This window comes from Flavobacterium sp. 245 (assembly GCF_004362055.1).
In the GTDB taxonomy this organism is placed as follows: domain Bacteria; phylum Bacteroidota; class Bacteroidia; order Flavobacteriales; family Flavobacteriaceae; genus Flavobacterium.
Map to the genome: position 1 here is coordinate 673,223 of NZ_SNXB01000001.1, position 20,820 is coordinate 694,042.

Annotated in this window: 16 protein-coding genes and 1 tRNA gene; 13 read left to right on the top strand and 4 right to left on the bottom strand. The window is 32.0% G+C overall.

Features of this window, described 5'->3' with window-relative positions; translation table 11 throughout:
• The first annotated feature begins 9 nt into the window (after positions 1–9).
• Both EV145_RS02880 and EV145_RS02885 read left to right on the top strand, forming a co-directional pair.
• Complete coding sequence (locus EV145_RS02880; RefSeq protein ID WP_133523714.1) at positions 10–678, top strand: head GIN domain-containing protein; 669 nt, start codon at positions 10–12, stop codon at positions 676–678.
• 6 nt (positions 679–684) lie between these two features.
• The gene (locus EV145_RS02885) at positions 685–1,362 is read left to right on the top strand and encodes a LysE family translocator (protein WP_133523715.1); all 678 of its coding nucleotides are present in this window, start codon (positions 685–687) and stop codon (positions 1,360–1,362) included.
• A 404-nt stretch (positions 1,363–1,766) separates the two neighbouring features.
• On the opposite strand, the gene EV145_RS22330 is transcribed toward EV145_RS02885, so the two are convergent.
• Both EV145_RS22330 and folB read right to left on the bottom strand, forming a co-directional pair.
• Positions 1,767–1,837, bottom strand: a tRNA-Cys gene (locus EV145_RS22330).
• 94 nt (positions 1,838–1,931) lie between these two features.
• Positions 1,932–2,291, bottom strand: coding sequence for a dihydroneopterin aldolase (folB, locus tag EV145_RS02890; protein ID WP_133523716.1), 360 nt, complete (start codon positions 2,289–2,291; stop codon positions 1,932–1,934).
• Positions 2,292–2,398: 107 nt separating this feature from the next.
• Here folB and EV145_RS02895 point away from each other — a divergent pair, with 107 nt between their 5' ends.
• The 5 genes from EV145_RS02895 to EV145_RS02915 all read left to right on the top strand — a co-directional run bounded on the left by EV145_RS02895 (position 2,399) and on the right by EV145_RS02915 (position 6,979).
• Positions 2,399–4,516, top strand: coding sequence for a glutamine--tRNA ligase/YqeY domain fusion protein (locus EV145_RS02895; protein ID WP_133523717.1), 2,118 nt, complete (start codon positions 2,399–2,401; stop codon positions 4,514–4,516).
• A gap of 882 nt (positions 4,517–5,398) precedes the next feature.
• Positions 5,399–5,878 (top strand): hypothetical protein, encoded by a 480-nt coding sequence (locus EV145_RS02900; RefSeq protein ID WP_133523718.1) that lies wholly within the window; start codon positions 5,399–5,401, stop codon positions 5,876–5,878.
• Positions 5,879–5,971: 93 nt separating this feature from the next.
• Positions 5,972–6,298 carry a YtxH domain-containing protein gene (locus tag EV145_RS02905; protein ID WP_133523719.1) on the top strand — a complete coding sequence of 109 codons (327 nt, stop codon included), beginning with the start codon at positions 5,972–5,974 and terminating at the stop codon, positions 6,296–6,298.
• A 70-nt stretch (positions 6,299–6,368) separates the two neighbouring features.
• Positions 6,369–6,719, top strand: coding sequence for a competence protein (locus EV145_RS02910; RefSeq protein WP_133523720.1), 351 nt, complete (start codon positions 6,369–6,371; stop codon positions 6,717–6,719).
• A 5-nt stretch (positions 6,720–6,724) separates the two neighbouring features.
• Positions 6,725–6,979, top strand: coding sequence for a DUF6327 family protein (locus EV145_RS02915; protein ID WP_133523721.1), 255 nt, complete (start codon positions 6,725–6,727; stop codon positions 6,977–6,979).
• A gap of 13 nt (positions 6,980–6,992) precedes the next feature.
• Here the strand turns inward: EV145_RS02915 and EV145_RS02920 are convergent, their stop codons facing one another.
• On the bottom strand, positions 6,993–7,973 hold the full coding sequence (locus EV145_RS02920) for an SPFH domain-containing protein (RefSeq protein WP_133523722.1): 981 nt from the start codon (positions 7,971–7,973) through the stop codon (positions 6,993–6,995).
• A gap of 256 nt (positions 7,974–8,229) precedes the next feature.
• Positions 8,230–9,735 carry a glutamate--tRNA ligase gene (gene gltX / locus EV145_RS02925; protein WP_133523723.1) on the bottom strand — a complete coding sequence of 502 codons (1,506 nt, stop codon included), beginning with the start codon at positions 9,733–9,735 and terminating at the stop codon, positions 8,230–8,232.
• 163 nt (positions 9,736–9,898) lie between these two features.
• Here gltX and EV145_RS02930 point away from each other — a divergent pair, with 163 nt between their 5' ends.
• From EV145_RS02930 to EV145_RS02955, 6 genes are all read left to right on the top strand, one after another.
• Complete coding sequence (locus EV145_RS02930; RefSeq protein WP_133523724.1) at positions 9,899–13,291, top strand: DUF4175 family protein; 3,393 nt, start codon at positions 9,899–9,901, stop codon at positions 13,289–13,291.
• Positions 13,288–13,707, top strand: a complete 420-nt coding sequence (ybeY, locus tag EV145_RS02935; protein ID WP_133523725.1) for an rRNA maturation RNase YbeY — start codon at positions 13,288–13,290, stop codon at positions 13,705–13,707. The genes EV145_RS02930 and ybeY overlap by 4 nt, the downstream gene beginning before the upstream one ends.
• 427 nt (positions 13,708–14,134) lie before the next feature.
• Entirely contained in the window at positions 14,135–16,006 is a 1,872-nt protein-coding gene (gene mnmG / locus EV145_RS02940) for a tRNA uridine-5-carboxymethylaminomethyl(34) synthesis enzyme MnmG (RefSeq protein ID WP_133523726.1), read from the top strand.
• 291 nt (positions 16,007–16,297) lie between these two features.
• Complete coding sequence (locus tag EV145_RS02945) at positions 16,298–17,146, top strand: class I SAM-dependent methyltransferase (RefSeq protein WP_133523727.1); 849 nt, start codon at positions 16,298–16,300, stop codon at positions 17,144–17,146.
• A gap of 678 nt (positions 17,147–17,824) precedes the next feature.
• The gene (locus EV145_RS02950) at positions 17,825–18,406 is read left to right on the top strand and encodes an OmpH family outer membrane protein (protein ID WP_133523728.1); all 582 of its coding nucleotides are present in this window, start codon (positions 17,825–17,827) and stop codon (positions 18,404–18,406) included.
• Between the two features lie 105 nt (positions 18,407–18,511).
• Entirely contained in the window at positions 18,512–20,791 is a 2,280-nt protein-coding gene (locus tag EV145_RS02955; RefSeq protein WP_133523729.1) for a helix-turn-helix domain-containing protein, read from the top strand.
• The last annotated feature ends 29 nt before the right edge of the window (positions 20,792–20,820 follow it).

The following is a 20,820-nucleotide window of genomic DNA, read 5'->3' on the forward strand; positions in this document are numbered from 1 at the left end:
AAGAGAGATATGAAAAAGTTATTAATTGGCGTTGCAATTTTGTTTGTTCAAATGACATTTGCACAGGTAACAAAAGAAGTAGGAGATTTTGATGAAGTAAAAGTTTTTGATAAACTACATGTTAAATTAGTAGCGTCTTCAGACAATAAAGTGGTCATTAAAGGAGCTCGCGAATCAGAAGTAGAGGTTATCAACAAAAAAGGGACCTTAAAAATAAGAATGACTATATCTAAACCATTATCTGGAGATGAGCTGGATATTACATTGTATTACAAACATATAGAACTTATTGACGTTAATGAAGGAGCTCTTGTTACAAGTACAGAAGCTATAAAAGCAACTTCATTTAAAGTAAGTGCACAGGAAGGTGGTAAAATTAATGTAGATTTGGATGTTGATAAACTAAAAGTGAGCTCAGTTTCAGGAGGAGAAATTACCTTGACTGGTAAAGCTTCTAACCAGGATGCAAGTCTGGGAGCTGGTGGTTTTTTATTAGCTAGCAAATTAGTTACCTCTCAAACTACTGTAAGCGTTTCTGCGGGAGGAAAAGCTGATGTGAATGCATCAACCCTTGTTGACGCAAAAGTAAGCGCTGGAGGCTCTATTTACATTTATGGAAAACCTAGACAAATAAACCAAAAAACTGTTTTTGGTGGTAAAATTGAAGAAGTAAAATAATTTTTGATGATAAATGATATTCTGGCTGGACTGCCATGGGGACTTGTTCTGAGCTTTATGGTAGGTCCGGTATTTTTTGTTTTATTAGAAACCAGTATTACAAAAGGTTTCAGATCTGCAATTGTATTTGATTTTGGAGTAGTATTAGGTGATATATTTTTTATTGCCATCGCCTATTTAGGGAGTTACAGGCTAATTTCTAGCTTAAAAGACAAACCCGCGCTTTTTATTTTTGGAGGTATAATAATGCTGTCTTATGGTATTATTTCTTTTGTAAAACTAAAAAAAGAAGAAAAAATAAACGATGAAGAAATCGATCGTGATATCATCAAAAGAAACTATGGAAGTTTGTTTGTAAAAGGTTTTTTACTGAACGTTATTAACATTGGAGTATTAGGATTTTGGTTGGCTGTTATCATTTCTGTTGGACCAAAATTAGAAATGCAAAACTCGAGAATGATTACTTTTTTTACTGCCGTTATTGTTACTTATTTAATTGTTGATTGTATTAAAATAGTATTAGCTAAACAGTTAAAGTCTAAAATGACACCAAATAATATTCTTAAAATAAAGAAAGTTATTAGTATTGTTTTAATGGTTTTTGGATTTGCTTTAATGATCCAAGGCTGGTTTCCAAAAGAAAAAGAAATGGTTAGAAATGCTTTTGAGAAGATTGAGAAGTAGTTGTTAATAACTGGAAGAAATAAAATTAAGCCTCTGAATTTCAGAGGTTTTTTTATGTTTATAAGTGTGTTTTGTCATTTCGACGAAGGAGAAATCCTCGCGAGTAACTCCGCAATTTATATCTAATCTTTGGCGAGCTTCTTGCGAGGATTTCTCCTTCGTCGAGATGACAAGATTGTGGATAAATTAGAATTAAACTTCAAATTATTTTAAAGGTTTTAGAGGTATCGTCCGGATTCGAACGTAAATCTTTATCTAATTTTTTCTAAAAATTAAACATAAAAAAAACCTCTAAATTGCTTTAGAGGTTTTTGAGGCATCGTCCGGATTCGAACGTAAACTTTATTTAATTTTTTCTAAAAATTAAACACAAAAAAACCTCTAAATTGCTTTAGAGGTTTTAGAGGCATCGTCCGGATTCGAACCGGAGTAGGAGCTTTTGCAGAGCCCAGCCTAGCCGCTCGGCCACGACGCCATTGCTTGAACGGATGGCAAAAGTAACTAAAATCTTTAAAATTCAAAACTTTAAAAGTAACTATTTTAAAAAATTAGCTTTTTTAGCGAAAGAATTACTTTCTAATTTCCGTCATTTTTATAGTAACTGTTTCAACATCACCACCAATAGGAGGATTTACTTTTGAAACCCAAACTGTTGTTTTTTCTATCATTTCAATTTCTGCAAGTACACGAATATTGATTCTTTTGGCCACATGTTCTAATAAATGCGAACGAATTGCCATTTCTTCGGTAACAATTTTGTTCAAATGTACATAATCAACAGTGTCTAAAAGATGATCTGTTTCTGCCGACTTCTGAAGATTTGTTTTAATTTTTAGATCAATAGTGTAATCAGATCCTATTTTTCCTTCTTCAATTAAACATCCATGGTAGGAAAAAGTGCGAATGTTTTTTAGTTTTATAACTCCCATTTTTATATTGTTTCACGTTTAAAGTTTCAGGTTTAACGCCAGTTAAGTAACTTTAAACCTGAAACCTGAAACCTTTTTTTTATCTTTGCTAAAATTACTATAAAATAATGGCATCAGAAGAGAAATCACTCAATTTTATTGAACAAATCATAGAGGAAGATTTAAAATCAGGTCTTTCGCAAACTAAACTTCATTTTCGTTTTCCACCAGAACCAAACGGTTATTTGCATATCGGACACGCTAGTTCTATTGCTTTAAATTTTGGTTTAGGACTTGATTATCAGTCTCCTGTAAATTTACGTTTTGACGATACAAATCCTGAAAAAGAAGAACAGGAATTTGTTGACGCTATTAAAAAAGATGTAGAATGGCTGGGTTATACCTGGGCAGAAGAACGTTATGCGTCAGATTATTTTCAACAATTATACGATTGGGCCGTTTTATTAATTAAAAAAGATAAAGCGTATGTTGATAGTCAGTCTTCTGAAGATATGGCGATTCAAAAAGGAACTCCGTCTACTGTTGGGACTGATAGTCCATTCAGAAACCGTTCTGTTGAAGAGAATTTAGATTTATTCGAAAGAATGAAAAATGGTGAATTTGAGGCTGGTACACATATTCTTCGTGCAAAAATTGACATGAAATCAACAAACATGTTAATGCGAGATCCAATTATGTACAGAATTTTGCACAAACATCATCATAGAACTGGAGATGCTTGGAAAATATATCCAATGTACGATTGGGCACACGGACAAAGTGATTATTTAGAAGCTATTTCACATTCATTTTGTACACTTGAATTCTTGCCTCACCGTGAATTATACGATTGGTTTTTAGACCAGATTATTGATGAAAATCAGATTCGTCCAAAGCAAAGAGAATTTGCAAGACGTAATCTTTCACATACCGTTGTTAGTAAAAGAAAATTACAACAACTAGTTAAAGAAAAGCATGTTAACGGTTGGGATGATCCTAGAATGTCAACTATATCAGGGTTAAGAAGACGTGGTTATACAGCTGCTTCATTGCGTAATTTTGCTAATACAATTGGTATTGCAAAACGTGATAATTTAATAAATGTATCGGTTTTAGAATTCTGTATTCGTGAAGATTTGAACAAAATTGCACCTCGTGTAATGGCTGTTTTAGATCCGGTAAAATTGGTAATTACAAATTATCCTGAAGGAAAAGAGGAGTGGTTGGAAGCTGAAAATAATCAGGAAGATGAAAATGCAGGTTTCAGAAAGGTACCTTTTTCACGTGAATTATACATCGAAAGAGAAGACTTTTTAGAAGAAGCTCCATCGAAATATTTCCGTTTAACTTTAGGTAAAGAGGTTCGTCTTAAAAATGCATATATTATTAAGGGTGAATCTGTTATAAAAGATTCTGAAGGAAATATTACAGAAATTCATGTAACTTATGATACTGATTCTTTAAGCGGAAGTGGGACAGAAGCAAGCCAAAGAAAAGTTTCTGGAACATTACACTGGGTTTCAATTCAACACGCTTTGCCGGCAGAAGTTCGTTTGTACGATCGTTTGTTTACAGATGAAGCACCAGACAGTTACAAAGACAAAAATTTCTTAGATTTTGTGAATCCAAACTCATTAGAAATTGTAACTGGATATGTTGAACCAAGCTTATCGACAGTTCAAAATGAAGATAAATTTCAGTTTCAACGTTTAGGTTATTTTACTGTTGATAAAGACTCAACTGCTTCAAAATTAGTATTTAACAAAACTGTTGGATTGAAAGATGCTTGGGAAGAAAAGGGTAAAAAAGAAGAAAACAGCATCAATAATTCTTTAAAAGATATCAATAAATATTTTAAAGTTGAAACTAAGCCTGAGCGTATTGCAATTGAAAGTGCGATAGGCGAGAACATTAAAAATGTTTCTAGTTTTTCACTTTTGCAGAATTCTTTGAAGAAGAATATCAACAATAATAAGGCTTCATTGTTGTTTTCTCAGTTTATTTTGAAATATTCAAACTGGAAATCTACTGATTTTGAAGAAGAGGATATCAAAAAATTATATACGATGTCATTAAGAAGTGAATCAACTTACGTTCGATCAAAATCACTTTTAAATTTAAGAGATATTGAAAGTGAAAGTTTCAAAAATCAATTTGATGATGAAATTTTAAAATTATACTCAAATCCTCCAAAAAATGCATCGGAGAGGGAAATTGAAATTTTATCTGAAATGGTAAAGAAATAAAATAATTAGAATCTATGGAAAAGCGCTTTTATAAGCGCTTTTTTTATTATTTGTATTTTCTATTAAAATTTTAATTTTTATAGATATTTTAAATTAAAAACAACCTTCATAAATTGATTTTAAGCTATTTTTTAATTTCTTCCTATACAGAATTCATCTTTTCTAAAATGATTAAAATAGAGGCTTTATTTTAATTTTTGATCGTATTTTAGCACTCGGAAAGGCTTATTAACACTGAATTGTTTATAACCTGAATTTTTGATTTCATTTTTTGAGTGGATGAAATTTTATCTTTAAAAAACTTGTGATTATTTAAATTATAAAGTTTATTTATTAAAAGTAAAAATTTATAATTTTTAATAATTATATGTAAAATCTATTATAAATTTAAATTTAATAGATGTTTTATCTTAAAAATGACCTTCATAAATTAATTTTAAGACCTTTATTTTATTACTTCGATACATAACTCATTTTTTGAATTATTGTTTATTTAGAGTGTTTATTTAACTTTTAGCTGTTATTTTCGTCAGTTTAACGGGTTGTTAACATACAATTGTTTATAAAGTTGCTATTTTTAACTCAACACTAAAAATCAGAGATGATTTTTATAAAATTAAAATTTGCCGTTAAAGAAACCTAAAGTGAAATCTGCTGTTTTTAAAAACTCGTAATTTTTATTGCAGTAGGTTTTCAAAATTGATTTCTTGAAAAGACAATTTTATGTTCTCATTTTTATTGTGATATAATTTTGATAATATTTGGCGTAAAAGGTATTTTTCAAATTGTGTCATAATGACAAAATTCCATAATCTTGAATTTGTGTTAAGCTTTAGTTTTTAAATTTCAAATCTGATCATTTTTAATTTAAATCTAATAATCATGAAAATTTTATATTTTACGCTAGCAATTTTATTTGCAAATGTTGCAATTTCTCAAACACATCAAATTACAAAACACAATGGTGAACAGCTTGATGTTAATTTCATTAAAAACGAAAATGGTTTAATTTATTATTCAGTTAACGGAAGCTCCGAAGAAGTTAAAATCAGTAAACATGTTGTTTCATCTATAACAAACAAGCAAACAAAACAAACTCAAAAGGTTTCAGATAAGATAATTGTAGATTCAAAAGACGATTACAAAATGGTAACTGTTTTGCCTCAAGAAAAGACAATAGGGTTGAAGCAGGCAGCTAGTTTCACTGGAGTTTCGACTAGGACAAAAGGTGAACCACCAATTGCAAACCAAAATCAGACTGCTATGAGAATCAAAACTAAATCAGCTTCAAGCGGTTACCCTTTTGTAAGTATCGTTCAAAAAGCTGATGGTAAGTATGAAGCAGTTGCTTATATGTATTAATAATAGTGTTAATATTGTATAAATAACGATTTATCAAAGTTTTATAATTTTAAAAATGAGTATCTTTATTAATAATTTAAAAATTGTAACATCATGTCTAAGAATTTAAATACAGCGGCAGCAATTTTAGCAGCAGCAGCGGCAGGAGCAGCAATCGGAATTTTGTTTGCACCAGATAAAGGATCAAAAACAAGAGCAAAAATTAAAGAGAATATAGATGATGCCAAGCATAATCTGAAAGATTCTTTTGATGCTAGTTCTGAAGTTCTTCGTGAAAAATTTACAAGTGCTACTCATAATCTGGATGGAACTTTGAATGATTTACTTTCAAATGTCAGCCATAAAACAGAAGAAGTAATTACTTTTTTAGAAACTAAATTGGCTGATTTAAAAGCGCAAAACGCTAAACTTCAGAAATAATAATTTTAAAAAGCACATAACTTGATTTTTATAGGAGAGTTGTGTGCTTTTTTTATTTAAAATAATCATTATGGCTTTTGAAGAATTAAAGGAAAATACTGAAAATATTCAAGATCAGGCTAAAGTATATATTGAAAGTCATTTAGCATATTATAAACTTTGGGGTTTTAAAGTGGCGATGAAGTCTACGACTTTAATCTTTAAGTTTACTTTGATTTTATTGTGTTTTAGTATGGTTTTGCTTTTTGGATCTTTTGCTGCGGCATATGCTTTTGGCAGTTTGTTTGAAAGTAATGCACTGGGATTTTTAGCAGTAGGAGGGATCTATTTGTTTTTTACAATTTTGCTTTTCTTTGTAAAAGACAAGTTTGTTGAAGGACCAATTTTAGAGAAATTTTCAGAAATCTTTTTTAATGATTAAGAATTATGGAAAAGAAAAAATACTCATCGTATGCAGAACTTGATAGAGATCTGGAAATTTTGAAATTAGAAAAGGAGATTAATTATCAGAAATTGGTATTAAGTTTTCAGAAAACTAAAGAGAGCATAACACCTCAAAAAATTGTGAACGGTTTTGTTTCCTCTTACACAGAATACTTTTCAAATTCATATGTAAAAATTATTCAGTCCATTTTACCATATGTAATTGGCTGGTTTATAAATAAAAAAAGAGGCCGCTAAGCCTCTTTTTTTGTTATGTATTTTGTGGTTGAATATCATCTTCATAACCAGATTGTGGTGGAGTTGGTTTCTGTTTTTCAACTTTTTTATTGTTCTTTTTCATCATTTCGCCAACTTGATTAGATGCTGTAAAGGAAGCAACCATATTATTTAGCATATCACTACCAGCTTGTGGAGAATTTGGTAGAAGAATTAGATTAGAATTGGCATCAGCACCAATTGCTTGTAAAGTATCATAATGCTGTGTAACGACAATTAGGGCAGAAGCTTCTTGAGAGTTGATACCAACATTGTTTAAAACTTCAACACTTTCTACAAGACCTCTTGCAATTTCACGACGCTGATCTGCAATACCTTGACCTTGTAAACGTTTACTTTCGGCTTCAGCTTTTGCTTTTGCAACGATTCTAATTCTTGAGCTTTCAGCTTCAAATTCTGCAGCTGTTTTTTCTCTGTCGGCTGCATTGATTCTGTTCATTGCATTTTTTACTTGAATATCTGGATCAATATCAGTTACCAAAGTGTTGATAATATCATATCCGTAAGTCGTCATTGCTTCATTCAATTCTCTTTTTACTGCAATTGCGATATCGTCTTTTCTTTCAAAAACATCATCCAATTTTAGTTTAGGAACTTCGGCACGAACGACATCAAAAACATAAGCGGTAATCTGATCGTGCGGATATTCCAGCTTATAAAAAGCATCGTATACTTTTTCCTGGATAACTTTAAACTGAACCGAAACTTTCATTTTGATAAAAACGTTGTCTTTTGTTTTCGTTTCAATGATAACATCTAACTGCTGAATCTTAAGATTTACACGCCCGGCCAATCTGTCAACAACTGGAATTTTTAATTGTAATCCTGAATTTCTAACGCTGTGAAATTTCCCAAATCTTTCGATTATAACAGAACTTTGTTGTTTTACAGTAAAGAAGGAAGACAAGAAAATAAATAATCCGAAGACTATTAGAATAATAAATGCTGTACCCATGATGATATTTATTTAGATTTTTGATCTTGGTAAATTACGAAAATTCTTCTAAAATAAAATTTTAAAACATTAAAAAAACGCTAAGAACATTTTGTAAATGTTTCTTAGCGTTTATACTTTTTTACCATTAAGGCATTAAGTAAATTAAGTCAAGCTTTGTCAAGATAATTAAGCTAAGCTTTATGAACTTAAATAATTATATAATTTTATCATTCAGTTAAGCTTAATAAACTTAATATCTTAATGGTGAAATAATTTATAAGGTAATTATCGCTTTCTGAATTCTCGAAATAGTTTCTTCTTTTCCAATGATTTCAACAATGTCAAATAGGTGAGGACCTTTAAGAGCTCCAACCAAACTCAAGCGGAAAGGTTGCATTACTTTACCCATTCCAATTTCATTTTTGGTTAACCAATCTTTTACGATTGCTTCGATATTTGCTGAATCAAAACCGTCAATATATTCAAGTGTTGAAATCAATTCCTGCATTAAAGCCGGAGTCTCTTCTTTCCAGTTTTTGCTTGCTTTTTCATCATAAGATGTTGGAGCCTGGAAAAAGAAATCAGTTAAATCCCAAAATTCAGAAACGAAATGCGCTCTTTCCTTAATCAAGGAAACGATTCTTGTAACATCATATTTAGAAACATCAACGCCCTTTTCAACTAAAATAGGAGTGAAGTCTTTCGCTAAATCGGCATCATTTTGTTTGATTAAATATTGATGATTGAACCATTTATTTTTCTCAGGATCAAATTTTGCACCCGATTTATGAACTCTGTTCAAGTCAAAAGATTCTATTAATTCTTCTAAAGAAAATAATTCTTTATCCGTTCCATCATTCCAACCTAACAAAGCAAGGAAGTTTATAACCGCTTCAGGGAAAAATCCTTTTTCTCTGTAACCAGATGAAACACCTTCTTCGGTTTTCCATTCTAATGGAAACACAGGAAATCCTAATTTGTCTCCATCTCTTTTTGATAATTTTCCGTTTCCAACCGGTTTTAGAATCAATGGTAAATGTGCAAATTCCGGAGCATCCCAACCAAAAGCGCGGTATAATAAAAAGTGAAGTGGCATCGATGGCAACCATTCTTCTCCGCGAATTACGTGTGAAGTCTCCATCAAATGATCATCAACAATATTGGCCAAATGATATGTTGGCATACCATCACTTTTGAATAATACTTTATCGTCAAGTAGGTTCGTTTCAAATTTTACATCACCACGAATGATATCTTTTAAATGTAAAGTTTCGTCAACCGGAGTTTTAAAACGGATTACATAATGCTCTCCATTTGCAATTCTTTTAGCAACTTCTTCTGCAGAAATTACCAAAGAATTATCTAACTTTTCACGATTGTGATGATTGTAAATAAAAGTTTTTCCTTCAGCTTCGTGTTGTTTTCTATGTGCATCTAAAGCTTCCGGAGTATCAAAAGCATAATACGCCCAACCCGAATTGATCAATTGATCGGCATATTGTTGGTACAATTCCTTACGATCACTTTGTCTGTACGGACCAAATTTTTCATTTTTACCAACGGTTTCTTCAGGAGCAATTCCCAACCATTCTAGTGCTTCCATAATATAAGCTTCGGCACCTGGAACAAAACGAGTCTGATCTGTATCTTCAATTCTTAAATAAAAAACACCATTATTTTTTTTGGCAAATAAATAATTAAATAGGGCAGTACGAACTCCGCCAATATGTAATGGTCCAGTTGGACTTGGTGCAAAACGCACGCGAACTTGCTTTGACATTTGTTTAAATTTTGATGCAAAGATACAACTCTGAATTAGAAAATTAGAAAATGTGTTTAATGAGATAATGTCTTGTGTTGCGCTTAATTGACTAATTTTCTAATTGATCATTTTCTAATTAAAATTAGTACTTTTATAGGTTATAATTAAAAGAGATTTTATTTTGAAAACATCATCTGCAATATATCAGAAGTTAGAAGGATTTATAAAGAAATATTATATGAATGAATTGATAAAAGGAGGACTTCTTTTTATCGGTTTGGGATTATTATACTTTTTATTTACGCTTTTTATAGAGTATTTTCTTTGGCTGAAACCAGTTGGAAGAACGTTTTTATTCTGGATATTTATTGCAGTAGAAGTTTTTCTATTGTTCCGTTTTATCTTGTTTCCAATTTTTAAGTTGTTCAAACTTCAAAAAGGAATCGATTATAATCAGGCTTCTGCTATTATTGGAAATCATTTTACAGAAGTAAGTGATAAACTAACAAACTTTTTACAGCTTTCTTCAAATGAAAATTCGGCTGAAAGTTCAGAATTAATGTTGGCTTCGATTGAGCAAAAAGCAAATTCATTACAGCCAATTCCATTCGGAAATGCGATCAATTATAAATCAAATAAAAAGTATTTGCCGTTAGCTCTGATTCCGGTTTTGTTGTTTGCTGTCTTTTTTGTTTCCGGAAACAGCAATATAATTTCGCAAAGTTTTAATAGAGTCGTACATTTTAATGCTTCGTTTTTACCACCGGCTCCTTTCAAATTTGTGGTTTTAAATGACAATCTTCAGACAGAAGAAAACAAAGATTTTATTGTAAAGGTAGAAACAGAAGGAAACGTTGTTCCGGAAAATGTAATGATTCATATTGGTAATGAAAGTTATTTTATGGAATCTTCTCAAACCGGAAAGTTCGAATTTAAGATTGAAAAACCAACTTCAGATATTGCTTTTTCTTTTGAAGGAAATTCAGTTTCATCAAATGAATATGAATTAAAAGTTATTACAGTTCCATCGATTGCCAACTTCGAAATGGTTTTGAATTTTCCATCTTATCTAAAAAAGAAATCAGAAACGATTCAGGGAACCGGAAATGCCATTGTACCAGAAGGAACAATTGTGACTTGGAAAATGAAAACACAGTCAACTCAAGAGGTGGTTTGGAAAGATGAAAACTCTATTTTGAAGTTTAACAAAGCCGAAAACGATTTTAAATTGGCTAAAAATATTAATGAAAATACAGAATATCAAATTCTTACTTCGAATAATAAGGTTAAAAACTACGAGAAATTAGAGTATCAGCTGTCTGTTATCAAAGATCAGTATCCAACAATTACAGTTTCTCCGGCTCCGGATAGTTTAAAGTTAGATAAGAATTATGTTTTAGGCAGATTGGGAGATGACTATGGTTTGTCAAAATTACAAGTTATTTATTACGAACATGGCAAACCTCAAACTGCAAAACGAGGAACTATTCCGGTAAAGCAAGCTGTGTTTGATCAGTTCGTTTTTAATTTTCCAAGTAATCTTCCGGTAGAAGAAGGAGTGTCGTATGAATACTATTTTGAGATTTTTGATAATGATGCATTGCATGGATTTAAGAGTACAAAATCTTCTATATTTTCAGATCGAGTTGCTACAATAGATGAAATTCAGGATGCAGAATTGCAACAGCAAAATGCCAATATCAATAGTTTATCGAAATCATTAAAGAATCAGGAAAAGCAATTTTCTGAAATGGATAAACTAAAAAATACCGGAAAAGAAAAAGATAATTTAGAGTTTAAAGATCAGCAAAAGGTAAATGATTTTATCAAACGTCAGAAACAACAAGACGAAATGATGAAGCAGTTTGCTGAAAAAATGAATAAGAATTTAGATAAATACAATACAGATAAGAAAGATAAAACTGCCGAAGATTTACAAAAGCGTTTAGATAATGCCGAAAAAGATTTAGAGAAAAATCAAAAACTGATGGATGAACTGAAGAACTTAAATAACAAATTAAACAGTGAAGATTTGTTTGATAAGATGGAAAAGTTCAAACAAATCAGTAAAAATCAATCTCGTAATTTAGAACAATTGGTCGAATTGACCAAACGTTTTTATGTAGAAAAGAAAGCAGAGCAGGTTGCAGAGAAACTAAATAAGTTGGCAGAAAAACAAGAAGAACTTTCTAATAAAGATGCTGAAAACACAAAAGAGAAACAAGACGACATTAATAAATCATTTGATAAAATTCAAGAAGATCTTAAAGATTTGAAAGAGGAAAACAATACTTTAAAATCTCCTTTGGATATTCCGAAAGATGCTTCTAAAGAAAAAGACGTAGAGAATGATTTGAACAAAGCTTCTGAAGAATTAAACAAAAAGAATACTTCTTCGGCTAAGCCAAAACAAAAAAGTGCTTCAAAGAAAATGAAGTCAATGGCTGAGCAAATGAGTTCTAGTATGGAAGGTGGAGAACAAGAACAATTAGAAGAAGATGTTGCAATGCTTCGTCAGATTCTGGATAACCTTTTGGCTTTTTCATTATCTCAGGAAGATGTTATGAAACAATTTAAATCGATGAAATTAGGTTCTTCTGCATATACGAAGAATATAAAAATTCAGCAGAATTTAAAACAACAGTTTCGTCATGTCGATGATAGCTTGTTTGCAATGTCCTTGAGAAATCCAAAAATTGCAGAAGATGTAACTAAAGAAATTGGAAACGTACAATATAATATGGACAAAGCAATTGAAGTATTAACCGATGTTCAAATTCCAAAAGGAGTTTCGCATCAGCAATACGCTGTTTCATCTGCAAACAAATTAGCTGATTTTTTAAGTGATCTTTTAAATAATATGCAGATGCAAATGTCTAAACCAGGAATGGGAAAACCAAAACCTGGAGACGGTCAAGGAATGCAACTTCCGGATATTATACAAAAGCAAAAAGGTTTAGCTGATAAAATGAAAGAAGGAATGAAGTCTGGAGATAAACCCGGAACTGGTCAGCAAGGAAAAACTGGAGAAGGAAAACCAGGCCAAGATGGTCAGCAAGGAAAAGATGGAAATGGAAAAGATGGAAAGAATGGTCAGGGGAAAAACGGACAAGGAAATAAAGAAGGAGCAAACGGCAAAGATGGAAATGAAGGTAATGATGGAGAAGGAGATGCTGAAAAGATAATGGAGATTTACAAGGAGCAGGTTAAACTTCGTGAAGCTTTGCAAAAAGAGTTAGCTAAAAAAGGATTAGACGCTCAGGGTAAAAATGTAATTGACCAGATGAAAGCTTCAGAAAAACAGATTTTAAATAAAGGATTTAAGAATGAGAACCTTCAGAGAATTTTAAATATTCAGCAAGAATTATTAAAATTAAACAATGCAGTTCAAGAACAAGGTCAAGATACTAAGCGTCAATCTGAAACAAATAAAGCTGAATTTTCGAATCGTTCAAATGCGTTACCAAGTTCGTTGACTGATTATTTAAACAGTGTAGAGATTTTAAATAGACAATCGCTACCTTTGCGCTCGAATTTTAATCAAAAGGTTCAAGAATATTTTAATACAAAATGATAAACTTTAATTACGAAACCGAATTTTCTTTAGACAACGAACAAGCTTTTACAGATTGGTTGAGCGCTGTGATTGTTTCTGAAAATAAGAATGAGGGAGAAATAAATTATATTTTTTGTGATGATGAATACCTACATAAAATAAATGTAGAATATTTAAACCACGACACCCTAACAGATATTATCAGTTTTGATTATACAGTTGGCAATGAATTAAACGGAGATATTTTTGTTTCTGTTGAAAGAGTAGAGGATAACGCAAAAGATTTTAATGTTTCTTTTGAAGAAGAATTGAAAAGAGTTCTTGCTCACGGGATATTACATTACTGTGGTTATAAAGATAAATCAGATAAAGACGCCGAATTAATGCGTTCAAAAGAAGATGAAAAAATCGCGATGTTTCACGTGGAACAGTAAAAGAATTTGTTTCAGTTTTTTTTGGTTTCAAGTTTCAAGTTGTTAAAACGAGTTAGTTGTTCCACGTGAAACATGTTTGATTTTAGCAATAAAAGAATCTGAACGTTCCACGTGAAACATGTGTAATTTTGAAAACGAAAATTTCAACGTTTCACGTGGAACATTTTAAAATGAAGTTTTGATTTGAAGTTTTGATTTGAAGTTTTGATTTGAAGTTTTGATTTGAAGTTTTGATTTGAAGTTTTGATTTGAAGTTTTGATTTGAAGTTTTGGAAAAAATCTGCGGATGTTCCACGTGGAACTTTTTGTAAAGTGATAACCTAAAACTTGAAACTTGAAACCTTTAGTACGTTCCACGTGGAACAAAATAAAATAAAGTTAATTCTGAGAACCGCCTTAAACGGTTTGCAGAGAATAATAAAACAAAATGTTTTTAGAAGAGTACGATGTTATTGTAGTTGGTGCTGGTCATGCAGGATCCGAAGCCGCGGCAGCGGCCGCGAATTTGGGATCCAAAACTTTATTGGTTACAATGAGTTTGCAGAACATAGCCCAGATGTCTTGCAATCCTGCAATGGGAGGAATTGCAAAAGGACAAATTGTTCGTGAGATCGATGCGCTTGGAGGATACTCCGGAATTGTTTCAGACCGAACTGCGATTCAGTTCAAGATGTTGAACAAATCAAAAGGACCTGCAATGTGGTCGCCAAGAGTTCAAAGTGATCGAATGCGTTTTGCTGAAGAATGGAGATTGATGTTGGAGGGAACTCCAAATTTGGATTTCTACCAAGAGATGGTAAAAGGTTTGATTATCGAGAACGGAAAAATAAAAGGAATTAGAACTTCGTTAGGAGTTGAGATTCGTTCCAAATCGGTTGTGTTGACAAACGGAACTTTTTTGAATGGATTGATTCATATCGGAGAAAAACAATTCGGTGGAGGTAGAGCTGGTGAAAGTGCTGCAACTGGAATTACTGAAGATTTGGTGAATGTCGGTTTCGAAGCTGGAAGAATGAAAACGGGAACACCGCCACGAGTTGATGGACGTTCTTTGGATTATTCGAAAATGAACGAAGAAAAAGGAGATGCAAAACCGGATAAGTTTTCTTATTCGGATTTAACGGTTCCGTTAACGCATCAAAGATCTTGTCACATGACGTACACGTCATTGGATGTTCATGATATTTTGAGATCTGGTTTTGATCGTTCACCAATGTTCAACGGAAGAATAAAAAGTTTAGGCCCGAGATATTGCCCTTCGATTGAAGATAAAATTAATCGTTTTGCTGATAAAGAACGTCATCAACTTTTTGTTGAACCGGAAGGATGGAAAACTTGTGAAGTATATGTAAACGGATTTTCAACTTCTCTTCCAGAGGATATTCAGTTTAAAGCTTTACGTACAGTTGTAGGTTTTGAGAATGTGAAATTTCTTCGTCCGGGTTACGCAATCGAATATGATTATTTTCCGCCGACGCAATTAAAACATACTTTGGAAACGAAGTTGGTTGAAGGTTTATATTTTGCCGGACAGATTAACGGAACAACAGGATATGAAGAAGCAGCTTCACAAGGTTTGATGGCGGGAATAAATGCGCATTTAAAAGTGCACGAAAAAGCGCCATTAATTTTAAAACGTGATGAAGCGTATATTGGAGTTTTGATTGATGACTTAATTACGAAAGGAACGGAAGAACCATATCGTATGTTTACATCAAGAGCAGAATATAGAACATTGTTGCGACAAGATAATGCCGATTTCAGATTGACGCCAATGTCATACGAAATTGGTTTAGCTTCTGAAGCAAGATTGAGAAGGATGGAGCATAAATTGAACGAGTCTGAAAAGATGGTTGCTTTCTTCAAAGAAACGAGTGTGACAGTTGCTGAAACAAATCCAATTTTAGTGGAGAAAGAATCGGCGCCAATTTCACAAGGGGATAAAATGTTTAAGATTTTTTCACGTCCGCAGATTGAATTGGAGGATATGCTGAAATTTGAAAAAGTAGATTCTTATATAAAAGAAAATGATCTTGATGAAGAGATTGTAGAGCAAGCTGTGATTCAAGTTAAGTATTCTGGTTATATCGAAAAAGAAAGAAATAATGCAGATAAACTTAATCGTTTAGAAGAAGTAAAAATTCCAGAAAATTTCGATTACAATAAAATCAAATCTATGTCAATTGAGGCGAAACAAAAATTAAGCAAAATTCGTCCAGTTACTATTTCGCAAGCATCAAGAATCAGCGGTGTGTCGCCAAGTGATATTTCTGTGCTTTTGATTTATATGGGAAGATAAAAAAAAGTTTCAAGTTTCAGGTTTTACGTTTTGTGGAATCTGAAATTTTGTTTTTGTTTGTTTTTCGTTCCACGTGAAACTTGAAACCTGAAACAAAATAAAATGTTCCACGTGAAACTTTTTAAAAGTTCGCAGTGGATTTTTGAAAATAAAATAAAATATTAATAATCGTAGAGATGGACAGCTGTCCATCTTTTTACGGTTTGATTAAAAATAATTGTTTTGATGAACTTTGGTTCAACGCTACATAAATTCAAACCCGAATTCTATTAAATAACTATTAATTAAAAAATGGACGTTTTAAATAAAAAACATTTTCTTACTGTAAAAGACCATTCTGTTTCAAAAGAAATTTTCGACTTGTATCACGATGAAGATCTTGATATGCTAATAACTTCTCCGCAACCAGATTTAGAAAATTTAGGAAGATATTACGAAAGCGAAGATTATATTTCGCATACAGATAACAAACGCTCTGTTTTTGAAAAAGCGTATCATTTTGTGAAAAGTATCGCTTTAAAAAACAAACTGAATTTAATTAATTCGGAACAATCTCAAAAAGGTAAAATTTTAGACATTGGTGCTGGAACTGGAGATTTTTTATTGACAGCAAAAAATGATGGCTGGAATGTAATTGGAGTTGAACCAAGTGAGCGTGCAAAAAATATTGCAATGCAAAAAGGAATTTCATTTGTTGAAGAAATCAGCGAACTTGAAAATAATTCTTTTGACGTAATTACAATGTGGCACGTTTTAGAACACGTTCCAAATTTAGAACTTCAAATTCAAGAATTAAAGCGATTGCTTAAGCCAACTGGAACATTAATTGTTGCGGTTCCAAATTTCAAATCGTTCGACGCAAAACATTACGGAGAATTTTGGGCAGCTTTTGATGTGCCAATTCACTTTTGGCATTTTTCAAAAAAAGCGATCAAACTGCTTTTTGAAAAAGTAGATATGAAATTAGAAAAAGTACTTCCAATGAAATTTGATTCATTTTATGTGAGTCTTCTTTCTGAAAAATACAAAACAGGAAAAATGAATTTCATTAGTGCTTTTTTTGTCGGTTTACGATCAAATTTAAAAGCGTCCTCATCAAAAGAGTATTCATCGCATATTTATGTCCTAAAAAACAACTAAAACGCAAAATAAGCGCATTTAAAGCGTTTTCTTGGGTAAAACGAGGGTTTGTATTGTCTTTTTTGAGAAAACGGCTCTGATAAAAGCTATGAAAGTCACTTTTAATAGTGATATTTTATAGCTTTTTTTTGATCCATAAAGAAAACTAATACCTGAAAATCACTGCAGTTTTTGGAATTTTTCGTTGCTTTTAGTTTTTAAATTTTTGAATTTAATCAAGTAAAAAAAAAATCATAATTCTTGTTTTTTTGCTTTCAGTATTTTTCTCAAAAATGAAAATAAAAAAACTTCAAAAAAAAAAATTCGTTTCAATTTTCAAAAAAGCGAAATTTTCAACTAAATATTTATTGCTGCATTTTTTCAACAATTTTTTAGAAACAGAAAGTTAGAAAGAGTTTTAAAGATTGATTATACGCTAAAAAAGGACGAAAACTTAAAATAAGCATATTTAAGGCGTTTTTATAGGTAAATTGAGGCCTTGTGTTGTCTTTTTTGAGAAACATATCTTAAATAGAAGCTATGAAAGTCACTTTTAATAATGATATTTTATAGTACACTTTAGTATCATAAAGAAAACTAATATCATAAATTTTTAGCATTTTTTAAACTTTATGTTGATGCTATTTATTTTTTTATATTTTTGTCTTTCATACCAATAAAAAAAATAGAAATTTAGAAATGAAAAAAGCATTAGTAATTATCGGACTTTCAATTTTGGCTGTTTCTTGTAATAAAACAGCGGAAGTTAAGGAAGTAAAAACAGCTTACGTAGATACTTCAGTTTTAATGAAAGAATACACTGAAGCAAAAGACCTGGAAGCAAAATACAAAGCTCAGGCGGAGGAAAAAGGGAGACAACTACAAGCTGAAATTACTCGTTTTAAACAAGACGCTGCTAATTTTCAAAGCCAGGCGCAGGCAAATGGTCAGCAATGGGCACAACAAAGAGGAGCTGAATTGCAAAAAAGAGAGCAACAGTTGGGTTACGCTCAACAAGCTTTATCACAGCAATTACAGCAGGAAAGCGGTGTAGAAATGGATTCTTTAATCAGCGGTGTTAAAAAATTCATCAAAGATTACGGTAAAAAGAATGGTTACGCATACATTTATGGTACAGGTGATGCTGCATCAATTTTATATGCTGAAGATAAATTTGATATTACAAAAGATATCATTAAAGAATTGAATGATAAGTATAAAGCGGCTCCAAAAACGGATGGAAAAGCTGCTGTAAAAGAAGGTGAAGAGGCTAAAAAATAAACTACCAAACTAACTAAATTAAATGGAAAAACCTAAATCAGCAATTGATTTAGGTTTTTTTCTTTTATAAAAATGCGATACTTTTGACGTTTAATACCTGCCAGAATGCAAAACGTTTCAGAAGCTGCTGCTTACACACTACAATTCATAAATCAGACCCAAAAATCGATTTTTCTTACCGGTAAAGCGGGTACTGGAAAGACGACGCTTTTGCGCGAAATTATTGCTACTACACATAAAAATACGGTTGTTGTAGCGCCTACAGGTATTGCTGCGCTAAATGCTGGCGGCGTTACGATTCATTCTATGTTTCAGTTGCCGTTTTCAGCTTTTATTCCTTCTTACGCAGAAAGTTCTCAGTTTACTGAAACAGTAAAATTTGAAAATAAAGAATCATTGCGTAGACATTTCAAAATGAATAATGTTAAACGTAACGTTATTCGAAACATGGAATTGTTGATTATTGATGAAGTCAGTATGCTCCGTGCTGATTTACTGGATGCTATTGATTTTATGATGCAGACAGTACGAAGAAATACTCGTGCTTTTGGTGGTGTTCAAGTGCTTTTTATTGGAGATTTATTGCAGCTTCCGCCCGTAATTCGAGATGAAGAATGGCGAACTCTGCGCAACTATTACAAAGGAAAATTCTTTTTTCATTCGCATGTAATTCAGCAAAATCCGCCTTTGTATATTGAATTATCTAAAATTTACCGTCAAAGCGATGATGTTTTTATTTCGGTTTTGAATAATCTCCGAAATAATAAAATCACAAAAGAGGATATCCAGGTTCTAAATCAATATGTAAAACCAGATTTTGACCTGAAAATGAATCCAGGTTTTATCACCTTGACGACTCATAATGCAAAAGCCGATACTATTAACGAACAGGCAATTAATGATTTGCCTGGAAATGAATTTTCGTATCAACCATTTGTAGTTCATGACTTTCCGGAAAAAATTTTCCCAGTTGAAGAAAATTTAAAATTAAAAGTTGGCGCTCAGGTTATGTTTGTCAAAAACGATTTGTCTTTTGAAAAACGATATTTCAACGGTAAAATGGGAATTATAAAGTCGCTTTCTGCTGAAGAAATTTTTGTTCACTTTCCTGAAGAAAATAAGGCGATTGAAGTAGAGAAATACGAGTGGAAAAATATCCGCTACAAAGTAAACGAGCTCACAAAAGAAATAGAAGAAGAAGTTCTGGGCACTTTTGCTCATTATCCGTTAAAGTTGGCTTGGGCCATTACGGTTCATAAAAGTCAGGGATTAACTTTTGAGAAAGCAGCGCTTGATGTATCGCAGGTTTTTCTGCCCGGACAAGCATATGTCGCTCTTTCTCGTTTAACCTCCTTAAACGGGCTTATTTTGCTTTCTTCGATGCAGATGAATGGACTTTCGAATGACCAGGATGTGATGGATTATGCTTTGAACAAAGCTTCGGAAGATGATTTGAAAAATTCACTTCATTTTGAAACTAAAAATTTCATTCATAACTATCTGATTAACAGTTTTAATTGGACAGATTTAGCGCAGGAATGGCGTAATCATCGTTTTAGTTATAATGAAAATGCGACCGGATCAGAAAAAGCAAAACATTCTGTTTGGGCGCATAAGCGTTTAGACGCAGTGGAAGCGCTTGTAAATCCTTCGCAGAAATTCATAAATCAGCTTAATAAAATTTTCAGCAGCGAAACTGTCGATTTGGTTTTTGTGAAAGAAAGGGTAGAGGCAGCTTATGATTACTTTTTTAAGCCAATGGATAAGCTGGTGACAGATCTTTTGAGTAAAATGGCTGAAATTCAAAAATTTAAAAAAGTTAAAGAATTCTATGAAGAATTGTCTTTGCTTGATGACTTACAGACGAAGGCCGTTTTGCGTTTAATGAAAGCTAAACTGCTTGTTGAAATTGTGGTTTCCCGTGAAACAATCAGCAAAGAAAGCCTGACTTCTCCCGCAATAAAAAATTATAAAACGGATAAGATTTCTAAAATAAGAGAAGAGTTTAAAATGGCTCATACAGACATGTTTCAGGTCGATGAGCCCGTTACGCGCTATTCTTATAAAAAATCAGAGAAAGAGGCTGAAAAAGCCATAAAAAAGACTACTGTAGAAGAAACATACGATTTGTGGATTGAGAAAAATTCTGTTGAAGATATTGCGCGTATCCGAAAGCTAACAATTCAGACGGTCGAAACACATTTGATAAAACTGATTCAAGCTAAAAAGGTGGATATTGTTGATGTTCTTCCAGATGATAAAATTCTGGAGCTTCGCGATGCTTTTGAGTTTTATCAGGAAGAATCTTTGAGTCCGCTAAAAGAAAAATACGGAGATAAATTTACTTGGGACGAACTTAAAATGTTCAAAGCCAGTATTAATTGATTTTCTATTTGTAACTTAGTGTTTATAAT